Genomic DNA, 24,092 nt, shown 5'->3' on the forward strand with positions numbered 1-24,092 from the left:
CGCCCGGGACGGCGGCGCGACCGGTCCGGCACGCCAGGCCGGTCCGGCGCCGCCCCCGGCCAGCCCTAGGGGTCCCGACCTGCCGTCTAGGGGTGTGCCTGGCCGGGTCGGGCTTCGTAGGGTCGGAGCCCGTCAGGCCGTCTCGTCCTGCCTTGTCGGCGGCCGATCGGCACGAGTGGTGGGTGCGCGCGGTACCCGGAATGGACGGAGGTCCGGGTGGTCGGATCGGGCCTGCCTCAGTTGCTCGGCATCAGCGACCTGCACGTGGTCTACAAGGAGAACCGGGCCGTCGTCGAGGGGATGCGGCCGGAGTCCGACGACGACTGGCTGATCGTGGCCGGCGACGTCGGCGAGTTCGTCAGCGACATCGAGTGGGCGCTGGGCCTGCTCAGCCGCCGCTTCGCCAAGGTGATCTGGGTGCCGGGCAACCACGAGCTGTGGACGCCCCGCGACGACCCGAACCAGCTCCGGGGCGAGGCCCGCTACCGGCACCTGGTGGAGCTGTGTCGGGGCCTCGGCGTCGTCACCCCGGAGGATCCCTACCCGATCTGGGATCCGCAGGGCGATCCGGTGCTCGTCGCCCCGCTCTTCGTGCTGTACGACTACACCTTCCGGCCGCCCGGGACGTACACCAAGGAGCAGGCCCTCGAACGGGCCCACGAGGTCGGCGTGGTCTGCACCGACGAGATCCTGCTGCACCCCGACCCGTACCCGACGCGGGACGCGTGGTGCCGGGCCCGGCTGACCCACACCGAGCGGCGGCTCACCGAGGAGCGGAACGGGCTGCCCACCATTCTGGTCAACCACTTTCCCCTCGTCCGGGAACCCACCCGGATTCTGCGGTATCCGGAGTTCGCGCAATGGTGCGGCACCGAGGCCACGGCCGACTGGCACGTGCGCTTCGACGCCCGGGTGGCGGTGTACGGACACCTGCACATCCCGCGGACCACCTGGTACGACGGGGTCCGCTTCGAGGAGGTCTCGGTCGGCTATCCACGGGAGTGGCGGCGCCGCGCCACGCCGCCCGGACGGCTCCGCCAGATTCTTCCGCAGACCGTCCAGCACCGCGTCTGACCGGCCCCGTCAGCGGCGATCGTCCCGCTGCGACGACCACCGCGACGGCCCTTCGGGACCGTCCGATCAGGGGTCCGTTAGGGGTTGGGGGTGAGGTCGGCGCTCAGTACCGTCCACTCACGGTGGCGGGCATGGGTCGGCAGGGTGGTCGGCACGGTGTCGCGGCGGGCGCTTGAACAGGTACGGAAACAGAAACTGAAATTGAAGTAGGAATTGCGTCCATGCGCCGAATGGTCATGTCTCCACCGAAGTGTGCGCGGAGTCGGGCCGCCGGTGGTGGTGTGGTCAGCGAATCGGCAGATTCTGATCGATAGCAAGCTCTGGGCGGGTGGGTCATGGCGGACGAAGACAAGCTCCTCGAACACCTGAAGTGGGTGACCTCCGAGCTCCGCCTGGCGCGTCGGCGCCTGAGCGAGCTGGAGAACGAGGACTCGGAGCCGATCGCGATCGTCGGCATGGCCTGCCGGTTCCCCGGCGGGGTCGCCTCGCCCGAGGACCTGTGGGACCTGGTCGCCGGGGGCGTGGACGCCACCGGCACGTTCCCCACCGACCGGGGCTGGGACCTGGACCGGCTGTACGACCCGGACCCGGACCACCGGGGCACCACCTACAGCAACCGGGGCGGCTTCCTGGCCGACGCCGGGCTGTTCGACCCGTCCCTGTTCGGGATCTCGCCGCGCGAGGCGCTGGCCATGGACCCGCAGCAGCGCCTCCTGCTGGAGGTGACCTGGGAGGTCTTCGAGCGGGCCGGCATCGACACCGCGTCGCTGCGGGGCAGCCGCACCGGCGTCTTCGTCGGCACGGCCGGCCAGGACTACACCACCGTCCTGCGGCAGCTGCCCGAGGGCACCGAGGGGTACGTCCTCACCGGCACCGCGGCGAGCGTCATGTCGGGCCGGCTGGCGTACTCCTTCGGACTGGAGGGGCCGGCCGTCACGATCGACACCGCCTGCTCGTCCTCGCTGGTGGCCCTGCACCTGGCCGGCCAGGCGCTGCGCGACGGCGAGTGCTCCCTCGCGGTGGCCGGCGGCGTGACCGTGCTGGCCACCCCCGGCGCCTTCGTCGAGTTCTCCCGGCAGCGCGGGCTCGCCTCCGACGGCCGGTGCAAGGCGTTCTCGGCCGAGGCCGACGGCACCGGCTGGTCCGAGGGCGTCGCCATGCTGCTCGTCGAGCGGCTCTCCGACGCCCGGCGCAACGGCCACCCCGTCCTCGCGGTGATCCGCGGCAGCGCCGTCAACCAGGACGGGGCCAGCAGTGGGCTGACCGCCCCGAACGGCCCCGCCCAGCAGCGGGTCATCCGGCAGGCGCTGGAGAACGCCCGGCTGACGCCGGCCGACATCGACGTCGTGGAGGCGCACGGCACCGGCACCCGGCTCGGCGACCCGATCGAGGCGCAGGCGCTGCTGGCCACGTACGGCCAGGGCCGGACGGCCGACCGGCCCCTGTGGCTGGGGTCCCTGAAGTCGAACATCGGCCACCCCCAGGCCGCCGCCGGCGCGGGCGGCGTCATCAAGATGGTGATGGCGATGCGACACGGCGTGCTGCCGCCGACCCTGCACGTGGCGCAGCCGTCCCCGCACATCGACTGGTCGACGGGGGCGGTGTCCCTGCTCGACACGGCCCGCCCGTGGGCCGGCGGCGAACACGTCCGGCGGGCGGCCGTCTCGTCCTTCGGCATGAGCGGCACCAACGCCCACCTCGTCCTGGAGCAGGCCCCGGCCCCCGAGACGCCGGAGGACGTCCCCGCGCCGTCCCGCCGGCTCCCGGTCGCGCCGGTGTTGCTCTCCGCCGCGCACCCCGCCGCGCTCGCCGGCCAGGCCGGCCGCTGGGCCGACTGGCTGGCCGGCGCCGAGGACCTGCGCGCCGAGGACGTCGCCTGGTCGTCGGTCGCGTCCCGGTCGGCCCTGGACAGCCGGGCCGTGCTGGCCGCCACCGACCGCGACGACCTGCTGGCCGGGCTGCGTGCCCTGGCAGCGGGTGAGCCTTCGGGTGCGGTGGTCACCGGCTCCGCCGTGGACCGGGGTCCGTTGGCGGTGCTGTTCTCGGGTCAGGGCGCGCAGCGGGCCGGGATGGGCCGGGCGTTGTACGCCGGGTTCCCCGTGTTCGCGTCGGCGTTGGACGAGGTGTGTGCCGAGTTGGACGGGCTGTTGCCGCAGCCGTTGAAGTCGGTGTTGTTCGCCGGGCCGGGCACGCCCGACGCCGAGCTGTTGCACGAGACTGTGTTCACGCAGGCGGGTTTGTTCGCGGTCGAGGTGGCGTTGTTCCGCCTCGTCGAGTCGTTCGGTGTGGTGCCGGACTTCGTGGGTGGGCATTCGGTCGGTGAGGTCACGGCCGCGCATGTGGCGGGGGTGTTGTCGCTGGCGGATGCGTGTGCCCTTGTGGCGGCGCGGGGTCGGTTGATGCAGGCGTTGCCGGCCGGTGGCGGGATGTTGGCGGTCAACGCGTCCGAGGCGGGCGTGGCGGAGAGCCTGGGCGGGCTCATCGACCGGGTTGGTGTGGCGGCGGTGAACGGGCCGGCGTCGGTGGTGGTGTCCGGTGCGGTGGACGCCCTCGACGAGGTCGAGCGGGTGTGGCGGGACCGGGGTGTGCGGACGCGCCGGTTGGCGGTGAGTCACGCGTTCCACAGTCCGTTGATGGAGCCGATGCTGGCGGAGTTCCGGTCGGTGTTGGCGGGGCTGACGTTCGCGGCGCCCCGGTTGCCGGTGGTGTCGAACGTTTCCGGTGCGTTGGCCGGCGGCGAGGAGTTGCGTACTCCGGACTATTGGGTGCGGCATGTGCGGGAGGCGGTGCGGTTCGCCGATGGGGTCACCGCGTTGCGCGCCGCCGGGGTGGACACGTTCCTGGAGGTGGGGCCGCAGAGTGTCCTGACGGCGTTGGCGGCCGACGTGCTGCCGGCTGGTGGGGACGTGTTGGCGGTGGCGGTGCAGCGTCGGGACCGGTCGGAGGCGCAGGCGCTGCTGGCGGCCCTGGGTGAGCTGCACGTCCACGGTGTGCCGGTGGCCTGGCAGCCGTGGTTCGCCGACGCCGGTGCGACCCGGGTCGACCTGCCGACGTACGCGTTCCAGCGGGAGCGGTACTGGCCCGAGGCGGTGTCGTGGCAGGTCGGCGACGTGTCCGGCGCCGGGCTGGGCGTCGCCGGTCACCCGCTGCTCGGCGCGGCGGTGCGCCTCGCCGGGGACGACGAGGTGCTGTTGACCGGGCGGCTCTCCGCCGCCACCCACCCGTGGTTGGCGGAGCATGTGGTTGCTGGTTCGGTGGTGGTGCCGGGGACGGCGTTGGTGGAGTTGGCGGTGCGGGCGGGTGATGAGGTTGGTGTGTCCCGGGTGCGGGAGCTGACTGTTTTGACGCCGTTGGCGTTGCCGGCGTCGGCGGGGGTGCGGGTGCAGGTGCGCGTCGGCGCGGCCGACCCGTCCGGCGCCCGGTCGGTGACCGTGCACTCGCAGCCGGACGAGGAGGCCGACGGGGCCTGGGTCCGGCACGCCGAGGGCGCGTTGGAGCCGGTGTCGGCCGACGAGCCGGTGTTGGGGGAGTGGCCGCCGGCCGGTGCGGCCGAGGTGGACCTGACCGGTTGGTATGCGGGGCTGGCGGGGCAGGGTCTGGCGTACGGGCCGGTGTTCCAGGGCCTGCGTCGGGTGTGGGCGGCGGCTGGTGAGGCGTACGCGGAGGTGGTCCTGCCGGAGCAGGCGGCGGGCGACGCGGCGCGGTTCGGGGTGCACCCGGCGTTGCTCGACGCGGCGTTGCATCCGGTGGCGTCGCTGCTGGCCGGTGAGGGTGGCGGGGCGCGGGTGCCGTTCGCGTTCGAGGGCGTGCAGGTGCACGCCTCGGGTGCGCGGAGGCTGCGGGTCCGGCTGACCCGTGCGGGCTCCGGCGTGCGCGTGGTGGCGGTGGACGAGTCCGGCGCGGCCGTGGTGTCCGTGGACTCGCTGGTGCTGCGGGAGATGACGGCGGTGGCCGCCCCGGGCGCGGCGGCGCGGTCGCTGTTCGAGGTGACGTGGCTGCCGGAGGAGATCACCCCGGTCGACGACCTGTCCGGCTGGGCGCTGCTCGGGCCGTCGATCGCCGGGCTCGACCTGCCGGGCTTCCCCGACGTCGACGCGCTCGCCACGGCGGTCGCCGACGGGCGGGCCGAGTCCCCCCGGGCATTGCTGTGGACGCCCGGCGCGGCCTCCGGCGTCGACGTGTCCGGCGCGGTGCCCGGCGTCGACGCGCCCGGCGTCAACGTGCCCGGCGCGGTGCCCGGCGTCGACGTGCCCGGCGTGGTGCGCGCGACCGCGAACGGCGCCCTGGCCGTGGTGCGGTCCTGGCTCGCCGCCGACGCCCTCGCCGATGCGAAGCTCGTCGTGGTCACCCGGGGTGTCGTCGTCGCCCGGGACGAGGACCAGGTGACCGACCTGGCGGGCGCGGCCGTGTGGGGCCTGCTGCGTTCGGCGCAGTCGGAGCACCCCGACCGGATCGTCCTCGCCGACGTCGAGGGCCCGCTCGACCCGGCGACCCTCGCGGTGCTGGCCGGCGTCGTCGCCGACCCGACGGCGACCGGCGGCCAGCTCGCCGTCCGCGCCGATGGGACGTTCGTGCCCCGGCTGGTCCGGCCCACGGCCGACGAGCTGACCCCGCCGCCGTCCGGGGCGTGGCACCTGGCAGCCGTCGCCCCCGGCACCCTCGACGGGGTCGCGCTGGTGCCGGCCACTCCCGCCCCCCTCGACGCGGGGCAGGTGCGGGTCGCGGTGCGGGCGGCGGGGGTGAACTTCCGGGATGTGTTGATCGCGTTGGGGATGTATCCGGATCCGTCGGCGGTGATGGGCAGCGAGGGTGCGGGTGTGGTGGTGGAGGTCGGTCCGGGCGTGACCGACCTGAAGCCCGGCGACCGGGTGATGGGCATGTTCGAGATGGGCTTCGGCCCGCTCGCGGTCGCCCCCCGGGAGCGCCTCGCCCGGATGCCCGCCGGCTGGTCGTTCGCGCAGGCGGCCTCCGTGCCCCTGGTCTTCCTGACGGCGTGGTACGCGTTGCGGGATCTGGCGGGGTTGCGGGCGGGTGAGTCGGTGCTGGTCCACTCGGGTGCGGGTGGGGTGGGTATGGCGGCGATCCAGTTGGCGCGGCATTTCGGTGCGACGGTGTTTGCGACGGCGAGTCCTGGTAAGTGGGGTGTGTTGCGGGGGTTGGGGGTGGATGCGGGGCGGATCGCGTCGTCGCGGACCACGGAGTTCGAGCGGGTGTTCGGTTCGGTGTCGGGTGGTGCCGGGGTGGATGTGGTGCTCGATGCGCTGGCGGGTGAGTTCGTGGACGCGTCGTTGCGGTTGCTGCCGCGTGGTGGCCGGTTCGTCGAGATGGGCAAGGCAGACGTCCGCGACCCGGAGGCGGTGGCGGCCGAGCACCCGGGCGTCGCGTACCGGTCGTTCGACCTGAACGAGGCCGGCAGCGCCCGGATCGGCGAGATGCTGACGGAGTTGTTGGCGCTGTTCGAGCAGGGTGTGTTGCGTCCGTTGCCGGTGCGGGTGTGGGACGTGCAGCACGCTCGGCGGGCGCTGCGGCACATGAGTCAGGCCCGGCACGTGGGCAAGGTGGTGCTGCGGATCCCCGCCCCGGTGGACCCGGACGGCACCACGCTGATCACCGGAGCGGGCGGGACGCTGGCCGGCGTGGTGGCCCGGCACCTCGTGGCCACCGGCCGGTCCCGGCACCTGCTGCTCGCCTCCCGCCGGCACCCCGACGACGCGGGCCGGGACGACTACGCCGCCCTGGTCCGCGAGCTGACCGACGCGGGCGCGCGGGTGTCCGCCGTCGCGGTCGACGTCAGCGACCCCGCCCAGGTCAGGGAGCTGATCGGCCGGGTCGACCCGGCGCATCCGCTGACCGCGGTGGTGCATGCCGCCGGGGTGCTCGCCGACGCCACCGTCGCCTCCCTCGACGAGCGGGCCATCGCCACGGTGATGGCCCCGAAGGTCGACGCCGGGTGGGCGCTGCACGAGGCCACGGCCGACCTGGACCTCGCCGCGTTCGTGACGTTCTCCTCCCTCGCGGCCACCCTCGGCTCGCCCGGGCAGGGCAACTACGCGGCGGCGAACGCGTTCCTCGACGCCCTGGCCGGGCACCGCCGGCAGCGGGGCCTGGCCGCGACCAGCGTCGCCTGGGGCCTGTGGGCCACCACCAGCGGGATGACCGCCCACCTCGACGGCGACGACCAGCAGCGGCAGCGGCGGGTCGGGATGACCGGCCTCTCCGCGACCGAGGGCACCGAGCTGTTCGACGCGGCCCTGCCCGCGGTGTCGCCGGTGGTCGTGGCGGCCCGGTTGCAGGTCACCGGCGACGCGTCGCAGGTGCCGCCACTGCTGCGGCAGCTCGTCCGCGCCGGCGGCCGGCGGCGGGCCGGCGGTGCCCCCACGGCGGGGGCCTCCTGGCGGGACCGGCTCGTCGGCCTGCCCGAGGCGGACGCCCGGCGGCTGCTGGTGGAGCTGGTCTGCGGGCAGGCCGCCGCCGTGCTGGGTCACGCCTCCGCGCAGGCCGTGCCGGCCGCCCGCGCGTTCAAGGAACTGGGCTTCGACTCACTCACCTCGGTGGAGCTGCGCAACCGGCTGGGCTCGGCGACCGGGCTGCGGCTGCCCGCCACGCTCGCCTTCGACCATCCCACCCCGGCCCGGCTCGCCGAGTACCTGTTCGGGCAGCTCGGCCTCGCCGCGACCGACGCCGCCACGGCCGTGCGTGCCGTCGGCGCCGGCGCGACCGACGAGCCGGTGGCGATCATCGGAATGGCCTGCCGCTACCCGGGCGGGGTGGCCACCCCGGAGCAGCTCTGGCAGCTCGTCACCTCCGGCGCCGACGCGATCGGCGGGTTCCCCACGGACCGGGGCTGGGACCTGGACCGCCTGTACGACACCGGCAGCACCGTCACCGACCAGGGCGGCTTCCTCTACGACGCCGCCGACTTCGACGCCAATTTCTTCAACATCAGCCCCCGCGAGGCCCTCGCCATGGACCCGCAGCAGCGGCTGCTGCTGGAGACCGCCTGGGAGGCATTCGAGTACGCCGGTGTCGACCCCGACGGCGTGACCGGCACCGCCACCGGCGTCTTCATCGGCGCCGCGTCCTCCGGCTACGCCACGGGCGGGCACGAGGACCTGGCGGGCCTCGAGGGGCACCTGCTGACCGGCACGGCCGGCAGCGTCGCCTCCGGCCGGGTCTCCTACACCTTCGGGCTCGAGGGCCCCGCCGTCACCATCGACACGGCCTGCTCGTCGTCCCTGGTCGCCCTGCACCTCGCTGCCCAGGCCCTGCGCGGCGGCGAGTGCGACCTGGCGCTGGCCGGCGGCGTCGCCCTGATGGCGCTGCCCGGCATGTTCTCGGAGTTCTCCCGCCAGGGCGGCCTGGCCCCCGACGGCCGGTGCAAGGCGTTCGCCGCGTCGGCCGACGGCACGGGCTGGTCCGAGGGCGTGGGCATACTGCTCGTGGAGCGGCTGTCGGACGCCCGGCGCAACGGGCACCGGGTGCTGGCGGTGGTGCGCGGCAGCGCCGTCAACCAGGACGGCGCGTCCAACGGCCTCACCGCGCCGAACGGGCCGTCGCAGCAGCGGGTGATCCGGCAGGCCCTGACCAACGCCCGGCTCGACGCCTCCGACGTGGACGCCGTCGAGGCGCACGGGACCGGCACCATGCTGGGCGACCCGATCGAGGCGCAGGCGCTGCTGGCCACGTACGGGCAGGACCGGCCGGCGGACCGGCCGCTGTTCCTCGGGTCGATCAAGTCGAACATCGGGCACTCGCAGGCCGCCGCCGGGGTGGCCGGCGTGATCAAGATGATCATGGCGATCCGGCACGGCCTGCTGCCGTCCACCCTGCACGTGGACCAGCCGTCCCCGCACGTCGACTGGGACTCCGGCGCGGTGGCGCTGCTCACCGAGCCGCGGCCGTGGCCCGCCGTCGACCGGCCCCGCCGCGCCGCCGTGTCCTCGTTCGGGATCAGCGGCACCAACGTGCACACCATCATCGAGCAGGCGCCCGACGACAGCGTCCCCGCCGCCCGGCCGACCACCGCCCCCGAGCAGCCCGGCCTGGCCGGCCCGGCCGGCGTGCCCCTGACGGTGTCCGGGCGCAGCCCGCAGGCCCTGCGGGCGCAGGCCGCCCGGATCCGTGGACAGCTCGCCGAGGACGCCGACCTGGCCCTCGCCGACCTGGGGCTCTCCCTCGCCACCCGGCGGGCCCACCACCCGTACCGGGCGGTCGTGGTCGCCGGCGACCGGGAGACCGCCCTCGCCGAGCTGGCCGCCCTCGCCGACGCCGAGGCCGCCCCGACCCCCGTCGACGGCACGCCGAAGGTCGCCTACGTCTTCCCCGGCCAGGGATCGCAGTGGGTCGGGATGGCACTGGACCTGCTGGAGTCGTCCCCGGCCTTCCGGGAGCGGATGCGGCAGTGCGCCGAGGAGCTGTCCCGGCTGGTGGACTGGACGCTGGAGGCCGTGCTGCGGCAGGCGCCCGGCGCTCCGACGCTGGACCGGGTCGACGTGGTCCAGCCCGCCCTGTTCTCCGTCATGGTGTCCCTCGCGCGGCTCTGGGAGGCGTGCGGGATTGCCCCGGACGCCATCGTCGGCCACTCGCAGGGCGAGATCGCCGCCGCGTGCGCCGCCGGAGCCCTCACCCTCCCGGACGCGATGCGGCTGGTCGTGGCGCGCAGCCGCGGCCTGCTGGCGATCTCGGGCCGGGGCGGCATGCTCTCCGTGCCCCTGTCGGCCGCCGACACCGAGCAGCTCATCGCGCCGTGGGCGGACACCCTGTCGATCGCCGCCCTCAACGGCGCCGCCGTGACCGTCGTCTCCGGCGCCGCCGAGTCCGTCGACGCGCTGTTCGCGCACTGCGCCGAGCGCGACCTCCGGGCCCGGCGGATCGCCGTCGGCTACGCCTCGCACAGCGCGCACGTCGAGGCGGTCCGCGACGACCTGACGGCCGCGTTCGGCGCCGTCGACGCCGGGCCGACCACCGTGTCCTTCTACTCGACGGTCACCGGCGACCTCATCGACACCGCCCAGCTCGACGCCGACTACTGGTATCGAAACCTGCGCGAACCGGTCCGGCTCGCGCCGGTGGTCGACCGGCTGATCGCCGAGGGCTTCCGGGTCTTCGTCGAGGTCAGCCCCCACCCGGTGCTCAAGGTGGTGGTCCAGGACGCGCTCGACCGGGCCGCCGACCCGGCCAACCCCGGCGTGGTGGTGGGCTCGCTGCGCCGCGACGAGAGCGGCCCCGCGCAGCTGCTGTCCGGCCTTGGGGAGCTGCACGTCGCGGGCGTCGGCGTGGACTGGGCGAGGGTGTACGCCGGCTCCGGCGCCGCCCCGGTCGACCTGCCCACGTACGCGTTCCAGCGGGAACGGTTCTGGCCGGCGGTGGACCGCTCGTTCGGCGGTGACGTCTCCGGCGCGGGTCTCGGCGCGGCCGGCCACGGCCTGCTCGGCGCGGCGGTGCGCCTCGCCGGCGGCGACGAGGTGTTGTTGACGGGGCGGTTGTCGGCTGGCAGTCATCCGTGGTTGGCGGAGCATGTGGTTGCTGGTTCGGTGGTGGTGCCGGGGACGGCGTTGGTGGAGTTGGCGGTGCGGGCGGGTGATGAGGTTGGTGTGTCCCGGGTGCGGGAGCTGACTGTTTTGACGCCGTTGGCGTTGCCGGCGTCGGCGGGGGTGCGGGTGCAGGTGCGCGTCGGTGCGGCCGGTGCGTCCGGTGCCCGGCTGGTGACCGTGCACTCGCAGCCGGAGGAGGACGACGACGCGGTTTGGGTCCGGCACGCGGAGGGCGTCCTGGAGGCGGCCTCCTCGGAGGAGCCGGTGTTGGGGGAGTGGCCGCCGGTCGGCGTGGCCGAGGTGGACCTGACCGGTTGGTATGCGGGGCTGGCGGGGCATGGTCTGGCGTACGGGCCGGTGTTCCAGGGCCTGCGTCGGGTGTGGGCGGCGGCTGGTGAGGCGTACGCGGAGGTGGTCCTGCCGGAGCAGGCGGCGGGCGACGCGGCGGCGTTCGGGGTGCACCCGGCGCTGCTCGACGCCGCCCTGCACCCGATCGGCCTGCTGCTGACCGAGGGTTCCGGTGGGCCACGGGTGCCGTTCGCGTTCGAGGGCGTGCAGGTGCACGCGTCGGGAGCCTCGGTGCTGCGGGTCCGGCTGACCCGGGTGGGCAGCGGTGTGCGGCTGGTCGCGGTCGACGGCACGGGTGCCCCGGTCGTGTCGGTGGACTCGCTCGTGCTGCGGGAGCTGGCCGGGGTCGCCGCCTCGGGTGCGGCGGTCCGGGCGCTGTTCGAGGTGAGCTGGCAGGCCGAGGACGTCACCCCCGCCACTGACCCCACCGGCCGGGTGCTGCTGGGCGACGCGGCCGGGGCCACCGGGCCGGGAGTGGCCGGGTACCCCACCGTGGCCGACCTGGCCGCGGCCGTGGCCGCCGGAACGGCCGGCCGGCCGCGCGTGCTGCTCCTGCCGGTGACGATCCCGCAGCCGGCGGACGCCGACGTGCCGGCGGCCGTGCGGGCGGTCACGGCGCACGTGCTCGGCGTGCTCCAGTCCTGGCTGGCCGCCGGGGAACTGGCGGACACCCGGCTCGTCGTGGTGACCCGGGGCGCCGTGACGGCCGTTCCGGCCGACGAGCTGCGCGACCCGGTGGGTGCTGCCGTGTGGGGCCTGCTGCGCTCGGCGCAGTCGGAGCACCCCGACCGGATCGTCCTCGCCGACGTCGACCGGGACCTCTCACCCGAGCTGTGGGACCTGCTGGCCGGCGTCGCCGAGGACCCGTCGACCACGGGCGGGCAGGTCGCGGTGCGCGGCGGCGAGATCCGCTCCCCGCGCCTGACCCGCACCGGCGCCTCGGCCGGAGACGCCCTGACCCCGCCGGAAGGGCTGTGGCACCTCGCCGCGATCGCCCCCGGCACCCTCGACGGGGTCGCGTTGGTGCCGGCCGTCCCGGGTCCGCTCGAGGCGGGGCAGGTGCGGGTCGCGGTGCGGGCGGCGGGGGTGAACTTCCGGGATGTGTTGATCGCGTTGGGGATGTATCCGGATCCGTCGGCGGTGATGGGCAGTGAGGGTGCGGGTGTGGTGGTGGAGGTCGGTCCGGGCGTGACCGACCTGGCCCCCGGCGACCGGGTGCTGGGCATGTTCGAACCCGCGTTCGGCCCCCAGGTCACCGCCACGCGGGAACTGGTCGCCAGGATCCCGGCCGGCTGGACCTTCGCCGAGGCCGCGACCGTGCCGGTGGTCTTCCTCACCGCGTGGTACGCGTTGCGGGATCTGGCGGGGTTGCGGGCGGGTGAGTCGGTGCTGGTCCACTCGGGTGCGGGTGGGGTGGGTATGGCGGCGATCCAGTTGGCGCGGCATTTCGGTGCGACGGTGTTTGCGACGGCGAGTCCTGGTAAGTGGGGTGTGTTGCGGGGGTTGGGGGTGGATGCGGGGCGGATCGCGTCGTCGCGGACCACGGAGTTCGAGCGGGTGTTCGGTTCGGTGTCGGGTGGTGCCGGGGTGGATGTGGTGCTCGATGCGCTGGCGGGTGAGTTCGTGGACGCGTCGTTGCGGTTGCTGCCGCGTGGTGGCCGGTTCGTCGAGATGGGCAAGACCGACATCCGCGACCCCCACCAGGTCGCCGAGCGTCACCCCGGCGTGACGTACCGGTCGTTCGACCTCAACGAGGCCGGGCACGCCCGGATCGGCGAGATGCTGACGGAGTTGTTGGCGCTGTTCGAGCAGGGCGCGCTGCGCCCGCTGCCGGTGCGGGTGTGGGACGTCCAGCATGCTCGGCGGGCGCTGCGGCACATGAGTCAGGCCCGGCACGTGGGCAAGGTGGTGCTGCGGATCCCCGCCCCGGTGGACCCGGACGGCACCACGCTGATCACCGGCGCGAGCGGTGCCCTGGCCGGGGTGTTCGCCCGGCACCTCGTGACCACCGGCCAGTCCCGGCACCTGCTGCTCGCCTCCCGCCGTGGCCCCGAGTCCTACCGCGACCTGGTGGCGGAGCTGACCCGCCACGGCGCCCACGTCACCACCGCCACCGCCGATGTCGCCGACCCCGACCAGGTCGCCGGCCTGCTGGCGCGGGTGGACCCGGCGCACCCGCTGACCGCCGTGGTGCACACCGCCGGGGTGATCGCCGACGCCACCATCGGCTCCCTCGACGAGCCGGCCCTAGACGCGGTGCTGACCCCGAAGGTCGACGCCGGCTGGGCGCTGCACCGGGCCACCCGCGACGCCGACCTGGCCAGCTTCGCGGTGTTCTCCTCGGTGGCGGCCACCCTCGGCTCCCCCGGGCAGGGCAACTACGCGGCGGCGAACGCGTTCCTCGACGCCCTCGCCCGCCTCCGCCAGCAGCAGGGGCTGCCCGCCACGAGCCTCGCCTGGGGACTCTGGGACACCGCCAGCGCGATGACCGCCCACCTCGGCGGCAACGCCCACCGCCGGGCCATCCGGGCCACCAGCGCCCCGCTGACCGAGGTCGAGGGCACCGCCCTGTTCGACCTGGCCCACCAGTACGGCGGCGTGCACCTCGTACTCATGAACCTGCCGCCGGCCACGGCGCGGCCGGCGGCCGGCGCGGTGCCCAGCATGCTGCGCGAACTGATCCGCCCCGCCGGACCCGTCCGGCGGACCGCCGGGCAGGGGCCCGCCGACACCGCCTCGGAACGCGGGCGGCTGGCCACGCTCAGCTCCGCGCAGCGACGCAACCACCTGCTCGACCTGGTCGCCGCGAGCGTGGCCGCCGTGCTGGGGCACCGCTCCGCCGACAGCGTCGACGCCCAACGCGGCTTCAAGGAGCTGGGCTTCGACTCGCTGACCTCGGTGGAACTGCGCAACCGGCTGGCCACCGCCACCGGGCTGCGACTGCCCGCCACCGTGGCCTTCGACTACCCCACCCCGGTCGTCCTCGCCGACTTCCTCGACCGGGAACTCGGCGGCGTCGAGGCGCCCGCCGCCAGCACGGCCGCCGGCGCGGCCACCGCCCCCGACGAGCCCATCGCGATCATCGGCATGGCCTGCCGGTTCCCCGGCGACGTGCAGACCCCCGAGCAGCTCTGGGACCTGGTCACTGCCGGGACCGACGTCATCGCGCCGTTCCCCACCGACCGTGGCTGGGACCCGGACGACCTGCGGATCGGCGACGACGGCAGCGGCCCCCGGCAGGGCGGCTTCCTGCACGACGCGGCCGAGTTCGACGCCGGCTTCTTCGGGATCTCCCCCCGGGAGGCGCTGGCCATGGACCCGCAGCAGCGGCTGCTGCTGGAGACCTCCTGGGAGGCGTTCGAGCGGGCGGGCATCGACCCCCACACGGCCCGGGGCAGCAGCACCGGCGTCTACGTCGGGCTCATCTACCACGACTACGCGTCCCAGGCCGCCGACACCACCGACGAGCTGGACGGCTACGTCGGCAACGGCAGCGCCGGCAGCGTCGCGTCGGGCCGGATCTCGTACCTGTTCGGCCTGGAGGGACCCGCCGTCACCGTCGACACCGCCTGCTCCTCCTCGCTGGTCGCCCTGCACCTGGCCACCCAGGCGCTGCGCCAGGGAGAGTGCCGGCTCGCGCTCGCCGGCGGCGTCAGCGTGATGTCCACCCCCGGCATGCTCACCGAGTTCTCCCGGCAGCGCGGCCTCTCGCCCGACGGGCGGTGCAAGGCCTTCGGCGCGGGCGCCGACGGCACCGGCTTCGCCGAGGGCATCGGCATGCTGCTGCTGGAACGCCTCTCCGACGCGCAACGCAACGGGCACCGCGTCCTCGCCGTGGTGCGGGGCAGCGCGGTCAACCAGGACGGCGCGAGCAGCGGCCTGACCGCCCCCAACGGCCCCGCCCAGCAGCGGGTGATCCGGCAGGCCCTGGCCAACGCCCGCCTCACGGCGGCGGACGTGGACGCCGTCGAGGCACACGGCACCGGAACCCCCCTCGGCGACCCGATCGAGGCGCAGGCGCTGCTGGCCACGTACGGGCAGGACCGGCCCGCCGACCGGCCGCTGCTGCTCGGCTCGATCAAGTCCAACATCGGCCACACCCAGGCCGCAGCCGGTGTCGCCGGGGTGATCAAGATGGTGCTGGCGATGCGGCACGGGCTGCTGCCGCCGACCCTGCACGCCGACGAGCCGTCCCCGCACATCGACTGGGACGCCGGGGCGGTGGAGCTGCTCACCGAGCCCCGCCGCTGGCCGGCCCTGGACCGGCCCCGCCGCGCCGCCGTGTCCTCCTTCGGGATCAGCGGAACCAACGCGCACACCATCATCGAACAGGCTCCCGCGACCACCCCGGCGGTGGCCCGTGAGGTCACCGGTGGCCTCGTACCCTGCGTCCTGTCGGCGCGCGACGACGCCGCCCTGCGCGGGCAGGCCCGACGGCTGCACGGCCTGGCGGCCGACCGGCCGGACCTGACCGTCGCCGGGATCGGGCGCGCGCTGGCCACCGGCCGGTCCGTCTTCGAACACCGGGCCGTCCTGCTGGCGCCCGACCGGGGCGGCCTGCTGTCCGCCCTGGACGCGCTCGCCGACGGGCAGCCCTCGCCCGCCGTCGTCCGGGGCACCGCCCGGGGCGGGCGCACCGCCGTCGTCTTCTCCGGCCAGGGCGCGCAGCGCGCCGGCATGGGCCGGGAGCTGTACGCCGCGTACCCCGTCTTCGCCGCCGCGCTGGACGAGGCGTGCGCGCACCTCGACCCGCACCTGCCCCGCCCACTGCGGGACGCGCTGAACGCCTCGGCGGGCTCGGCCGACGCCGAACTGCTGGACCAGACCGCCTTCACCCAGGCCGGCCTGTTCGCCGTCGAGGTGGCCCTGTTCCGCCTCGCCGAGTCGTACGGGATCGTGCCGGACTTCGTCGCCGGCCACTCGATCGGCGAGGTGACCGCCGCGTACGTGGCCGGGGTGCTCTCCCTCGACGACGCGTGCGCCCTGGTGGGCGCGCGGGGCCGGCTGATGCAGGCCCTGCCGGCCGGCGGCGGGATGCTCGCCGTCGCCGCCGACGAGGCGGCGGTCACCGAGGCGCTGGCCGGCCTGACCGACCGCGTCGGGATCGCGGCCGTCAACGGGCCGGCGGCGGTGGTGGTCTCCGGGGCGCTCGACGCGCTGGACGCCCTGGAACGGGCCTGGTCCGCCCGGGGGACGCGCACCCGCCGGCTGCGGGTCAGCCACGCCTTCCACAGCCCCCTGATGGAACCGATGCTGGCCGAGTTCCGGACGGTCCTCGACGGGCTCACCTTCCACCCGCCGCTGCTGCCGGTGGTCTCCAACCTCACCGGCGGGATCGCCGACGCCGAGGAGATCGGCACCCCCGACTACTGGGTGCGGCACGTCCGGGACGCCGTCCGCTTCGCCGACGGCGTCGCCTGCCTGCGGCAACGCAACGTCGGCACCTTCCTCGAACTCGGCCCGGACGCGGTCCTCGCCGGCATGGTCCGCACCTGCCTGCCGGACGACGACCCGGCCACGTCCCCGGTCGCGGTCGTCGCGGCGCTGCGCCCCGGCCGGCCGGAACCCGTCTCGCTGCTGCACGCGCTGGCGGAACTGCACGTCCACGGCGTGCCCGTGACCTGGTCCGCCCTGCTGCCGGACGCGGGCGCGAACCCCGTCGACCTGCCGACGTACGCGTTCCAGCGGCAGCGGTACTGGCCCAACGTCGGCCGGCTGCGCGCCGGTGACGTGGCCGGCGCCGGCCTCGGCGCGGCCGGGCACGGGCTGCTCGGCGCCGCCGTCGACCTGGCCGGCGACGGCGAGGTCGTGCTGACCGGCCGGCTGGCGCTCGCCACCCGGCCGTGGCTCGCCGACCACGCGGTGTCGGGCGCGGTGCTGCTGCCGGGCACCGCGCTGGTGGAACTCGCGGTGCGGGCCGGCGACGAGGTGGGCGCGTCCCGGGTGCGGGAGCTGACCATCGCCGCGCCGCTGGTGCTCCCGCCCTCCGGCGGCGTGCGCGTCCAGGTCCGGGTGTCGGCGCCGGGGTACGCGCCGCAGCGCACCGTCACCATCCACTCCCGACCCGACGACGCCCCCGACGGGGGCTGGACCCGGCACGCCGACGGGGTGCTCGAACCGGCGTCCGCCGACGAGCCGGGCGTCGGCCCGTGGCCGCCCGTGGCCGCCGACGAGGTCGACCTGACCGGCTGGTACGACGCGTTCGCCGAGCGTGGCCTGGCGTACGGGCCGGCGTTCCAGGGGCTGCGCCGGGTCTGGACGGGCGGCGGTGAGGTCTTCGCCGAGGTGGCCCTGCCCGACGACGCGGCCGGCGACGCCGCGCGGTTCGGCGTGCACCCGGCGCTGCTGGACGCCGCCCTGCACCCCGTCGCCCTGCTGTTCGAGGAGTCCGCCGCGCCTCGGGTGCCGTTCGCGTTCTCCGGTGTGCAGGTGCACGCCTCGGGCGCGCGGGTGCTGCGGGTGCGGCTGACCCGCGAGGGCACCGGCGTTCGGCTGGTCGCCGGCGGCGAGGCCGGCACGCCGGTGGTGTCCGTGGACTCGCTGACCCTGCGTGAGCTGACCGGCCGGGCCGCCCCGGACGCGGCGGCCCGGTCGCTGTTCGAGGTCGCCTGGCGGGCCGCCGAGGTCGTCCCGGCCGACGTGCCGGGGTGGGTGACCCTCGGCGGGCTGCGGGACCCCGGCCAGGTGGGCGGCACCGCAGGCGCGCCCGGTGACGTCGCCACCGGTCGCGCCCACCGCACCGTCGCCGACCTGCTCGCCGCGCTCGACGGCGGCGCCGAGGCGCCGGCCCTGCTGCTGCTCCCGGCCACCGCCCCGCAGGACGGCGCGGTGCCCGACGCGGTCGGCGCCCTCGCCTCGGCGGTGCTGGCGGAGCTGCGGTCGTGGTTGGCAACCCCCGCCCTGGCGGACTCGAAGCTGGTGGTGGTGACCCGGGGCGCGGTGGCGGCCCGGGACGGCGACACGGTTACCGATCTGGCGGGTGCGGCGGTGTGGGGCCTGCTGCGGTCGGCGCAGGCGGAGCATCCCGGCCGGATCGTGCTGGCCGACGTCGACGTCGACGTCGACCGGGGCCTGGTGGCCGTCCTGGCCCGGGTCGCCGAGGACGCCGTGGGTGCCCAGGTGGCCGTTCGGGCGGGTCGGGTGTTCGTGCCGCGGCTGGTGCGCGTGTCGGCTCCGTCGATGCACGCCCCGCTCGCGGCGGACGCCGGCACCGTCCTGGTGACCGGCGGCACCGGCGCGCTGGGCGCCCTCGTCGCGGAGCACCTCGTCCGGGCGCACGGGCTCCGGGCGCTGGTGCTGGCGTCCCGGCGGGGCCCGGCGGCCGCCGGCGCCGACGAACTGGTCGAACGGCTGGCCGGGCTGGGCGCGTCCGCTCAGGTGGTGGCGTGCGACGTCACCGACCGGGAGCAGGTGGCCGGGCTGGTCGCGGGCGTCACCTCGACGGGCCGGCTGGCGGGCGTCGTCCACCTGGCCGGTGTGCTCGACGACGGCCTCGTCGAGGGGCTGACGGCCGACCAGCTCGCGGGCGTGCTGGCGCCGAAGGTGTCGGCGGGTTGGTGGTTGCACGAGGCGACGGCCGACCTGGACCTGGACCTGTTCGTGCTGTTCTCCTCGATCGCGGGGGTGCTCGGCTCGCCGGGCCAGGCGGCGTACGCGGCGGGCAACGCGTTCCTGGACGCCCTGGCGGCGCACCGGCGGCAGGCCGGCCTGCCGGCGGTCAGCCTCGCGTGGGGGATGTGGGACACGGCCGGGATGGCGGCGTCCCTCGGCGGCGTCGACCGGGCCCGGTCGGGGCGGGCCGGCCTGACCGCGATGGGCGCCGACACCGGCTTGGCGCTGTTCGACGCGGCGATGGCCGTGGACCGGCCGACCCTGGTGCCGGCGGCGATCGACGTGCCCGCGCTGCGGGCCGCCGCCGCCGGCGTGGTGCCGCCGATGCTGCGGGCGCTGGTCGGCACGACCACGACGCGCCGCCAGGCGGGACAGGGCGGCGACAGCCTGGCCGACCGGCTCGCCCGGCTCACCGAGGACGAGAGCCGCGCACAGGTCACCCTGCTCGTCCGGGACCTGGCCGCGCAGGTGCTGGGGCACGACGGCGTGGAGGCGGTGCCGGCGGACCGGGCGTTCCGGGACCTCGGCTTCGACTCGCTGAGCGCGGTCGAGCTGCGCAACCGGGTCAACACCGCGACGGGGCTGCGCCTCGGCTCGACCCTGGTCTTCGACTACCCCACTCCGCAGGCGCTGGCCGAGCACGTGCACGCCGACCTGCTGGGCACCCGCGTCGCCGAGGTCGAGCCGGAATCGCAGGCGCCGGTCGGCGGCGACGAGCCGATCGCGATCGTGGGCATGGCGTGCCGGTACCCGGGTGGGGTGGAGACGCCGGAGCAGTTGTGGGCGTTGCTGGCCGGAGGCGGGGAGGGGATCGGGGAGTTCCCGGCGGACCGGGGCTGGGACCTGGAGTCGTTGTTCGACGCGGACCAGGATCGGCCGGGCACCTCGTACACGCGGCACGGTGGTTTCCTGTACGGGGCGGCCGAGTTCGACCCGGCCTTCTTCGGCATCAGCCCCCGCGAGGCCCTGGCGATGGACCCGCAGCAGCGGCTGTTGCTGGAGGCGTCGTGGGAGACGTTCGAGTCCGCCGGAATGGATCCGCAGTGGTTGCGGGGCAGCCGGACCGGCGTGTTCGCGGGAGCGATCTACCACGACTACGCGACGCGTCTGATGGAGATGCCGGGCGAGACCGAGGGGTACATCGGCACCGGTAACTCCGGCAGCGTGTTGTCGGGTCGGGTGGCGTACACGTTCGGCCTGGAGGGGCCGGCGGTGACGGTGGATACGGCGTGTTCGTCGTCGTTGGTGGCGTTGCATTTGGCGGTGCAGGCGTTGCGGTCGGGTGAGTGTGATCTGGCGCTTGCTGGTGGTGTGACGGTGATGGCGACGCCGGGGACGTTCATCGAGTTCTCGCGTCAGCGTGGTCTGTCGCAGGACGGGCGGTGCAAGTCGTTCGCCGGGTCGGCCGACGGTACGGGCTGGTCGGAGGGTGTGGGGGTGCTGCTGGTGCAGCGGCTCTCCGACGCGCAGCGGGAGGGTCGGCGGATTCTGGCGGTGGTGCGGGGCACGGCCGTGAACCAGGACGGCGCGTCGAACGGTCTCACCGCGCCGAACGGCCCCGCCCAGCAGCGGGTGATCCGGCAGGCCCTGGCCAACGCCCGGCTCAGCTCGCAGCAGGTCGACGTGGTGGAGGCGCACGGCACGGGCACCACGCTGGGTGACCCGATCGAGGCGCAGGCCGTGCTGGCCACCTACGGTCAGGACCGGCCGGCGGACCAGCCGCTGCTGCTCGGGTCGGTCAAGTCGAACATCGGGCACACGCAGGCCGCGGCCGGGGTAGCCGGCGTGATCAAGATGATCATGGCGATGCGGCACGGGGTGGTGCCGGCGACGTTGCACGTGGACGAGCCGTCCCCGCACATCGACTGGGCCTCCGGCGCGGTGGCGCTCGCCGCCGAGGCCACCCCGTGGCCCGCGGCCAACCGGCCCCGCCGGGCCGCCGTCTCCTCGTTCGGGATCTCGGGCACCAACGCGCACGTCATCATCGAGCAGCCGCCCGCCGAGGTGGTCGAGGGCGGGACGGTCGGCGACGCCACGCCTCCGCTGGTGCCGGTGCTGCTGTCGGCGCGCACCGACGTGGCGCTGGCCGCGCAGGCGGACCGGTGGACCCGGTGGCTCTCCGCCGACCAGGGCCTCGGGGCCGTCGAGGTCGGCTGGTCCTCGGTCACCACCCGACCGGCCCTGGCCCGCCGGGCCGTCGTCGTCGCGGCGCACCGCGACGACCTGCTGGCGGGGCTGGCCGCCCTCGCCGCCGGCGAACCGTCCGGCGCGGTGGTCACCGGCTCCGCCGTGGAACGCGGACCGCTGGCGGTGCTCTTCTCGGGTCAGGGGGCGCAGCGTGCCGGGATGGGCCGGGAGTTGTACGCCGGGTTCCCCGTCTTCGCGTCGGCTTTGGACGAGGTGTGCGCCGAGCTGGACGGGTTGCTGCCGGGTCCGTTGAGGCCGGTGCTGTTCGCCGGGCCGGGCACGTCGGACGCCGATCTCCTCGATCAGACCGTGTTCACGCAGGCGGGTCTGTTCGCGGTCGAGGTGGCGTTGTTCCGCCTCGTCGAGTCGTTCGGTGTGGTGCCGGACTTCGTGGCCGGTCACTCGGTCGGTGAGATCACGGCCGCGCACGTCGCCGGGGTGTTGTCGCTGGCGGACGCCTGCGCCCTGGTGGCGGCGCGTGGTCGGTTGATGCAGGCGTTGCCGGCCGGCGGCGGGATGCTGGCGGTGGGCGCGTCCGAGGCGGACGTGCTGACCAGCCTGGGCGGTCTTGTCGACCGGGTCGGGATCGCGGCGGTGAACGGGCCGGCGTCGGTGGTGGTCTCGGGCGAGGTCGCCGCCTTGGATGAGGTGGAGGAGTTCTGGCGGGGCCGGGGCATCCGAACCCGCCGGTTGACGGTGAGTCACGCGTTCCACAGCCCGTTGATGGAGCCGATGCTGGCGGAGTTCGGTGCTGTGTTGGCGGGGCTCAGGTTTGCCGCACCTCGGTTGCCGGTGGTGTCGAACGTGACCGGTGCGCTGGCCGGTGGCGACGAGTTGCGTACCCCGCAGTACTGGGTGCGGCATGTGCGGGAGGCGGTGCGGTTCGCCGACGGGGTCACCGCGTTGCGTGATGTCGGGGTGGACACGTTCCTGGAGGTCGGCCCGCAGAGTGTGTTGACGGCGTTGGCGGCGGAGGTGCTGCCTGCTGACGGGGACGTGGTGGCGGTGGCGGTGCAGCGTCGGGACCGGTCGGAGGGGCAGGCGCTGCTGGCGGCCCTGGGTGAGCTGCACGTCCACGGTGTGCCCGTTACGTGGCGGCCGTGGTTCGCCGACGCCGGTGCGACCCGGGTCGACCTGCCGACGTACGCGTTCCAGCGGGAGCGGTACTGGCCCGAGCCCGCCACCCCGGCCCGCCGGCCGGTCGGTGACGGCGGCGACGCCGACTTCTGGACGGCCGTGGAGAGCGGCGACCTCACCGCCCTCGCGACCCAGTTCGGCGACGGCGGCGACCTCGACGCCCTCGCCCCGGCCCTGCCGATGCTGTCGACGTGGCACCGGGCCCGCCGGCAACGCGTCCTCGTCGACGGCTGGTCGTACCGGGTCATGTGGAAGCGGACCGACCTCGCCGCCATCCCGGCGGGCACCTGGCTGCTGGTGTCGCCGCAGGACGACGACCCGGTCACCGGCGCGCGGACGGAGGAGGCCGCCAAGGCCCTGGCCTCGGCCGGCGCCGACGTGCTCCGGCTGACCGTCGACCCCGTCCGCACCGACCGGGACGACCTCGCCCGGCGGCTCGCCGAGACGCTGGCCGACCGGCCGGTCACCGGCGTGCTCTCCCTGCTCGGCCTCCGCGACCAGCCGCACCCGGACAGCCCGGCCGTGCCCGCCGGCACGGCGGCCACCCTGCTGCTGCTCCAGGGGCTGCACGACACCGGGACGACGACCAGGCTGTGGTGCCTGACCCAGGGCGCGGTCGGCACCGGGGACGGCGACGCGGTCCGCCGGGTCGCCCAGAGCGGGCTGTGGGGCCTCGGACTGGTCGCCGGCCTGGAACACCCGAACCTGTGGGGCGGCCTCGTGGACCTGCCCGACGACGTCGACTCCGCCGTCTGGGACCGGCTGGTCCGGGTGGTCGCCGGAGCCGGCGACGAGGACCAGATCGCCGTACGGCCCACCGGCGTGTTCGTCCGGCGGCTCGTGCGGGCGACCGCCGCCGCCCCGGCCGCCCGGGAGCGCTGGCAGCCGTCGGGCACGGTGCTGATCACCGGCGGGACGGGGGCGTTGGGCGCCCACGTCGCCCGCTGGGCGGTCACCAACGGCGCCGCGCACGTGGTGCTGACCAGCCGCCGAGGCGAGCGGGCCACGGGAGCCGGGGAGCTGCGGGAGGAGCTGGCCGCGCACGGCGCCAGGGTCTCGATCGTGGCGTGCGACGTCGCCGAGCGGGACCAGGTCGCGGCCCTGCTGGCGACCCTGGACGAGGACCCGGCGCCGCTGACGGCGGTGGTGCACGCCGCCGGGGCGGGCGACGTCGGCCTGTTGGCCGAGACCGACCTCGCCGGCTTCGCCGCCGTCCTCGCCGGCAAGGTGGCCGGCGCGGTGCACCTGGACGAGCTGCTGGGCGACCGGCCGCTGGACGCGTTCGTGCTGTTCTCCTCGATCGCCGGGGTGTGGGGCAGCGGCGGGCAGGGCGCCTACGCGGCGGGCAACGCGTTCCTCGACGCGCTGGCCGACCAGCGGCGGGGCCGGGGCCTCGCGGCGACGTCGGTGGCGTGGGGGCCGTGGGCCGACGGGGGCATGGCCGGCGGCGAGGCCCAGCAGGCGCTGGCCCGGCGCGGCCTCGGCGCGATGGCGCCGGACGACGCCGTGCACGCCATGCGGTACGCCGTCGGCCAGCCCCGACCCGCCCTGACCGTGGCCGACGTCGACTGGGCGGTGTTCGCCCCCGCGTACGCCTCGGCCCGCCCCCGGCCGCTGCTCGACGACCTCGCCGAGGCCCGGGACGCGCTGCGCGCCCCCGCCGACGAGCAGCCGGGCGGCGCCGCCGACGGGCTCCGGGAGCACCTGCGCGCCCTGCCCCGCACCGAGCAGGTACGGCACCTGGTCGACCTGGTCCGCACCCACGCCTCGGCGGTGCTCGGTCACCCGGGCACGGACCGGGTCAAGCCCCGGCTGGCGTTCAAGGAGCTCGGCTTCGACTCGCTGACCGCGGTGGAGCTGCGCAACCGGCTCACCGCGGCGAGCGGGCTGCCGCTGCCGGCGACCCTGGTCTTCGACTACCCGAACCCGACCACCCTCGCGGAGCACCTGCTCGACGGGCTGCTCCCCGAGGCGCGGCGGTCGGACGGCGCGGACCCGTCGGAGTCGACGGTCCGGCAGGCCCTCGCGACCATCCCGCTGGCCCGGCTCCGGGACGCGGGCCTGCTGGAGCTGCTGCTGAACCTCACCGACACCGAGACCGACGCCGCCGAGTCCACCGCCGAGGGCATCGACCTCATCGACGAGATGGACGCCGACACCCTCGTCAAGTTGGCGCTTGACGGATCCGATTCCTGACCGTTG

Annotated in this window: 2 protein-coding genes; both read left to right on the forward strand. The window is 75.5% G+C overall.

What is annotated here, in order from left to right; all coding sequences use genetic code 11:
• The first annotated feature begins 216 nt into the window (after nucleotides 1–216).
• Entirely contained in the window at nucleotides 217–1,074 is an 858-nt protein-coding gene (locus GVV04_RS26515) for a metallophosphoesterase family protein (protein WP_161691643.1), read from the forward strand.
• Between the two features lie 335 nt (nucleotides 1,075–1,409).
• Nucleotides 1,410–24,086, forward strand: a complete 22,677-nt coding sequence (locus GVV04_RS26520; RefSeq protein WP_161691645.1) for a type I polyketide synthase — start codon at nucleotides 1,410–1,412, stop codon at nucleotides 24,084–24,086.
• Nucleotides 24,087–24,092: the final 6 nt, after the last annotated feature.

It is taken from the genome of Micromonospora rubida (assembly GCF_009908295.1).
GTDB classification, from domain to species: Bacteria; Actinomycetota; Actinomycetes; order Mycobacteriales; family Micromonosporaceae; genus Micromonospora; species Micromonospora rubida.